Annotated in this window: 4 protein-coding genes; 2 read left to right on the top strand and 2 right to left on the bottom strand. The window is 38.9% G+C overall.

Going from position 1 to position 5,445, the window contains the following annotated elements:
• Nucleotides 1–202 precede the first annotated feature (202 nt).
• On the bottom strand, nt 203–799 hold the full coding sequence (locus AB2J24_RS19710) for a sugar transferase (RefSeq protein WP_367386789.1): 597 nt from the start codon (nt 797–799) through the stop codon (nt 203–205).
• A 36-nt stretch (nt 800–835) separates the two neighbouring features.
• A complete protein-coding gene (locus tag AB2J24_RS19715) occupies nt 836–2,776 on the bottom strand; it encodes a polysaccharide biosynthesis protein (RefSeq protein WP_367386790.1) in 1,941 nt (646 codons plus the stop codon).
• Between the two features lie 401 nt (nt 2,777–3,177).
• On the opposite strand from AB2J24_RS19715, the gene AB2J24_RS19720 reads away from it, so the two are divergent.
• Together AB2J24_RS19720 and AB2J24_RS19725 are read left to right on the top strand one after the other, a co-directional pair.
• Nucleotides 3,178–3,930, top strand: a complete 753-nt coding sequence (locus AB2J24_RS19720) for a glycosyltransferase family 25 protein (protein WP_367386791.1) — start codon at nt 3,178–3,180, stop codon at nt 3,928–3,930.
• A gap of 167 nt (nt 3,931–4,097) precedes the next feature.
• Nucleotides 4,098–5,156 (top strand): O-antigen ligase family protein, encoded by a 1,059-nt coding sequence (locus AB2J24_RS19725; RefSeq protein WP_367386792.1) that lies wholly within the window; start codon nt 4,098–4,100, stop codon nt 5,154–5,156.
• The last annotated feature ends 289 nt before the right edge of the window (nt 5,157–5,445 follow it).

Genomic DNA, 5,445 nt, shown 5'->3' on the forward strand with positions numbered 1-5,445 from the left:
CATACCGTTCTCTTGTTCCTTGATCATTGAAATGATCTGTTCGTCGCTAAATCTGCGCTTCATTATTTGTCTCCAATTATTGAGACAAATTCTACCATAAATGGAGGAGTTCTTGGGGCTCAGGTCATGAGTTATGCTTACTGAAGAGCATTTGAATAACGATAGATCATCGCTGGTGAGCTATATTGAAGTTGACTGTTATCTAAGGTTTAGAAGAACTAACCTTATCCCCTTGCCCCTTGCCTAATACAGTCAAAATCATAATTTTGATATCATTCATGACGGAACGGAGTTCTAAATATTCAGCATCACTTCTAGCAAGCTTGCATGGATCAGACATGTCTATGCTTCTTATTTGAGACCATCCGGTAATGCCTGGCTTTATCGTCAACACATTACGTTGGATGCGTTCTGCAATGAGTTCTTTTTGACTAGGCAGACAGGGCCTAGGGCCGACAATAGCCATCTCATTTAGAAGAATGTTCCAAGCCTGCGGAAGTTCATCAAGTTTGGTTGCACGCAGAAACTTTCCACTTTTCGTTATTCTCGCTGGAGAAATTAGATGGCTAGCAGCATCTTCTGTACCTTCATGCATCGTACGAAATTTGTTGCAGATAAACATTCTACCGCCCAAACCAACCCGTTTTTGCTGAAATATTGCCGGGCCCGTGGTTTCTAATTTTATCCAAACAAAAATTAGTAAAAGTAACCATGACATAACAACAAGAATAAACATTGCAGCTATTAGGTCGATAAAACGCATGGTAATTTTATAGAAAAAATCAGTTCTTTTTTTCATGAATACCAGCCTTCGGAGCATATTAGATTAGCTGTACTAAGCACCACGGTTAATATCAATAACATTTATGACCGATCGCTCCGCATTTGCCTTTGTAGCTTCTGATTGGACCCAAAGGAGGTCGGATAAAACACCATCAGGTGTGAATTCAATAGGCATAGCCGAAAACAGCCTTTTAATCTGCTCTACATCGAATTCCTGACATGCCAGCATTAATTTTTCAAGCGTTTGATCAAGCTCACTACTATCGACTGAAATTTCGTCTGCATTCATTATTCGCGAATGCTCAGTACCTATGGGACTACCACCTATCGATAATTCCTCATAAAGCTTTTCACCGGGTCTCAGACCAGTATATTTAATACAGACGTCACCATTTTCAATTTCTTCGGGACTAGAATCTTCGTAATACGGTTCCAGGCCATGCAGTCGAATCATTCGTTGTGCAAGATCGGCGATCTCAACTGGCTCTCCCATATCAAGAACAAATACATCACCACCTTTAGCCATAGCACCCGCCTGTATGACCAATTGCGCGGCCTCAGGAATTGTCATAAAAAATCGAGTAATCTTTGGGTGAGTGACCGTCACTGGTCCGCCAGCTTTTATCTGCTCTTTAAAGCGTGGAATAACAGAGCCCGATGAACCCAAAACATTGCCAAATCGCACCATCGAAATAAGCGTATTTGATTGTTTTTTAGAATACGATTGGCAGATTAATTCTGCAATACGCTTTGAAGCACCCATAAAATTTGTAGGCCGCACGGCTTTATCTGTAGATACAAAAGTTAATGCCTCTACTCCAGCTGCAATTGCCGCTTGCACCAAAATCTTAGTCCCAAAAACATTATTTCGAACACCTTCAACGACGTTTTGTTCAACAAGCGGCACATGTTTGTATGCAGCCGCGTGGTAGATAGTTTGAACGTCAAAAGATTTAAGAGAAACTTCTAGCCGCTCTTTGTTTTGCACAGATCCGACAAGTGGAACAATCTTTATTTTTAACAGGATAACTAATTCTTCCAGCTCATCATGAATTTGGTAGAGAGCAAACTCTGAGATATCAAACAACACAAGACAGCGAGGTTTATGCCTCACAATTTGTCGACAAAGTTCACTTCCAATTGAGCCCCCGGCCCCCGTGACCATCACAACTTTGTTTGAAATATGAGCTTTTAATAAGTCTACATTCGGAGGAACGACGTCTCGCCCTAAAAGTTCCTCAGCTCGCACAGTTTTCAAATCGCTGAGCTGCGCCCTACCAGATATCAAATCACCGATTGCAGGAATTGTTTTAAGTTGCAGCGTATGTTTCTCAACACGGTCAATAATGTTCCGCCTTTGCATGCTACTTGCACTTGGTGCAGCAAGTAGAACCACCGTAACATTCATTCTTCGTTTTAATAAATCCAAGTTATCCGGAGAATATACTTTTAAGGAACTAATCTCCTGACCGTGTGATTTCTTATTGTCATCAACAAACGCAACTACAGCATAATCACCTACATATCGAATGGCGTCCAAAAGTTGGCGACCTGCCTCACCTGCTCCATAGATTACTACATTTTCCTTCTGGCGACTTGTTCGCACTCTGTAAAGCGCACGCCAACCAAATCGAGAACCACCAATCGCGCAGAATAATAGCATAACGTAAATAACGGGCACTGAACGAGGAACAGGCAGGACAAACACTTGATCGACAACAAACATAACTAGAGCAGAAATAAATACGCCAATTATAATGGTCCTAAGAGCACGTGAAGAAATGAACCGGAGAACCGCTCTATAAAGACCTAAGTGAATAAAAAGAAAAATCGTAACAGGAAGTACTATGAAAAGAACACCCCAAACATTCTGAGTGTAGACAAAACCAAACCCATCAAGACGCAGCGCCATAGCGGATGTATAGCTGCATACAATAAGGATACAATCAAACAGTACCTGCAAGGTGCGCTTTTGAACGCGAGTCAAATTCAACAGCAGATCCAGCGTACGCTCAAAAAATGATAAATGTTTTAAGTTCATGTGCCACAGACAAGTCAAATATAGCAAAAGAGATAGCTTTACCTATCCACAGACACCAATCTCAACTCCCTTACTTTTAAAAGATCTATCCCTCATAGGGAGAATATCAACCTATAAGTATACATCCATCAAATAAATTTGACTGAATCAAATCCAAAAGACAAGGATTATTACAGTATCTAAAAGCATCAGAGTTTAATATTTTTGGTTTAATTAGCGCAAACCGTCAAATTACCCTTTATTTTTCATTGGAACTTCTCGTTACGTTTATTAATAGTGCAAACGTTCAGTAATTAATGTAATCAAACAAATGTAATTAAATACTCCTGTACTCTCTCTAGAAAGCGTTAAAATTGCCACACTTTTATGTAATAAACCTTGCCCGCTCTAAAGATAGATGGGAAAAGTTTACAATAAACCCGGTCTACTCAAATAAGCTATTTACGCGAATCGAAGCTATCGATGGGAGACTTGTATCTGAAGATGAATATTCAGAATATGACATAGATCGATTTCGTCAAAACAATGGCAGGCATCCTAAACCAGGGGAATATGGTTGCTACTTAAGTCATGTGAACGCAATGAGGACATTCTATGAAAGCAACCACAAGTTTGCAGTTATTTTAGAAGATGACGTAAAAATTGACGCGGAACAAGTCTCATTTTGCAACTATTTAGATGAAAACTATTCTGAAAAACCATTACTGATTAGATTAGAGACTAATCGAAAACCCTCTTTTGAACCAATGTTGACATCACCAAGTGGCCATGAAATTGGGCAGTGCTGGTTCGGGCCAACAGGAGGATCATGTGCTTATTGGATAAACAAATCGGGCGTTTCAAGATTATTAGAGGCTGTAACACCGGGGTATTTGCCTTTTGATACTATGCTCGAACGCCCTTGGTATCATGGTGTTCCAACTTTTGTGACAAGACCAAGTGTTTTTCCTCACCCAACGCCACCATATTCTGAAATAGGCTCTACTTCTGATCTCAAGTACAATAAATTTCCCGTTTATAAACGCATATCAACACTACTATTTAGAACGAAAGAATTAGTTATGCGACTTGCGAACAGTATTAAAACTCGGAAAATCCCACAATGAAAACTACCGGGCGATATAAAATCTTTTCCATCCGTAGGAAATATGTAGATTCAACGCTTATAACTGTAATGCCTGTCGCGTTTCTTTTTTACACAAGTGCACCTTCGATAATAATCTTATTTTTCGGTCTTTTTGGATTATGGTTGATATTCAGGAAATCTGTTTTATTGCACAAGAATAAAGAGGTTTTTATTATTAGCACATTGATTGCGCTATATATGTGCATCAATGTATTGTTAATTGGTTTTTTTACTGGAAAGTGGAATGGATTGGACGGTGTATTTCCACTCTATTTTATTTTAACAGTTCCGGTGGTTACAGGACTGTCCTTAGTCAAAAATCCGATGAAGGCTTTGGTTTTAGGCTGCAGGATAGCGACTATAGTATTCGCACTATTCTCAATATATTCACTAATTGAAAATAGTGCACAGCGCGCAGGCTTCGGCACAAACGCAATAATTGCCGCTTATTTTTTGATGGTTTTTGCATGCGTCAGTAGATTTCAGATAAAAGACACTGAACAACCTAAGGTAGGAGTAATATACTTTTATTTGGGATTCATAAGTGCAGTAGCAACGGGTACAAGAATAGTAATTCTTTTTTACATTACTGCAATAGTTCTAGAGGTTTTCTTCATAATACATAAAGCAATTAGAAAAAATGGTTCTGCAGGCAAAAACATAGCCTTAGTATTTCTCCTTTCATGCGTTTTTGCGTTTTTATTAATAAAATACAGTGATGTCCTACGCCTAGAAAGCAGTTTAACGGCCATTACTTCAGGTAATATCTTATTAGATGGAGCCATTAAACAAAGACTTTATATGTGGGAATTTGGTTGGAATACATTCCTTCAAAACTCCTTATTAGGTATTGGTGCCGCCAATATACATGGCGAAGTCAGCGTCTATATGAAGCAAGTCCATAATATTTCATTCGCGGCCAGGCATTTGCATAATGTTTTTATACATGAACTCGCAGCACATGGAATCATCGGTGCAGGCTTGTTACTTGTTTGTCATTATTTAGTCTATAATAGGACAATTGGTTATTTCAAAGGCTTACCAAATAAGCATAGCCTGTATCTTCTATTTTTAGGTATACTAATATACGGACTGACGGGGTCGCATTTAACTGACGACAGAATGATATTAATCACAATTTTCGTCTTTGCAGTATTGATAAAAACAACTGAAAAACTGCCTAAACCAAGTAATCCAATTCAATAATCAGTGTCATAATCCATCTATCGAATTCTGAGAGAACGTCGAAATTTATGGCAAAAACATAATCAACCGCCGCCAAATGTGGTATTAATATCATGATTGCTAGTTTGCTCATAAGTTGAGTGCGTAGAATATTCCACCATTTACGCAAAACTTTTTTCCTTTTGACCTGAGCCCCAAGAACTCCTCCATTTATGGTAGAATTTGTCTCAATAATTGGAGACAAATAATGAAGCGCAGATTTAGCGACGAACAGATCATTTCAATGATCAAGGAACAAGAGAACGGTATG

This window comes from Lentilitoribacter sp. EG35 (assembly GCF_040784015.1).
Lineage (GTDB): Bacteria > Pseudomonadota > Alphaproteobacteria > Rhizobiales > Rhizobiaceae > Lentilitoribacter.

Bases quoted from the DNA above. Each gene is read 5' to 3' on its own strand.
- AB2J24_RS19710 (WP_367386789.1), bottom strand. From the start codon at position 799: ATGAAAAAAAGAACTGATTTTTTCTATAAAATTACCATGCGTTTTATC.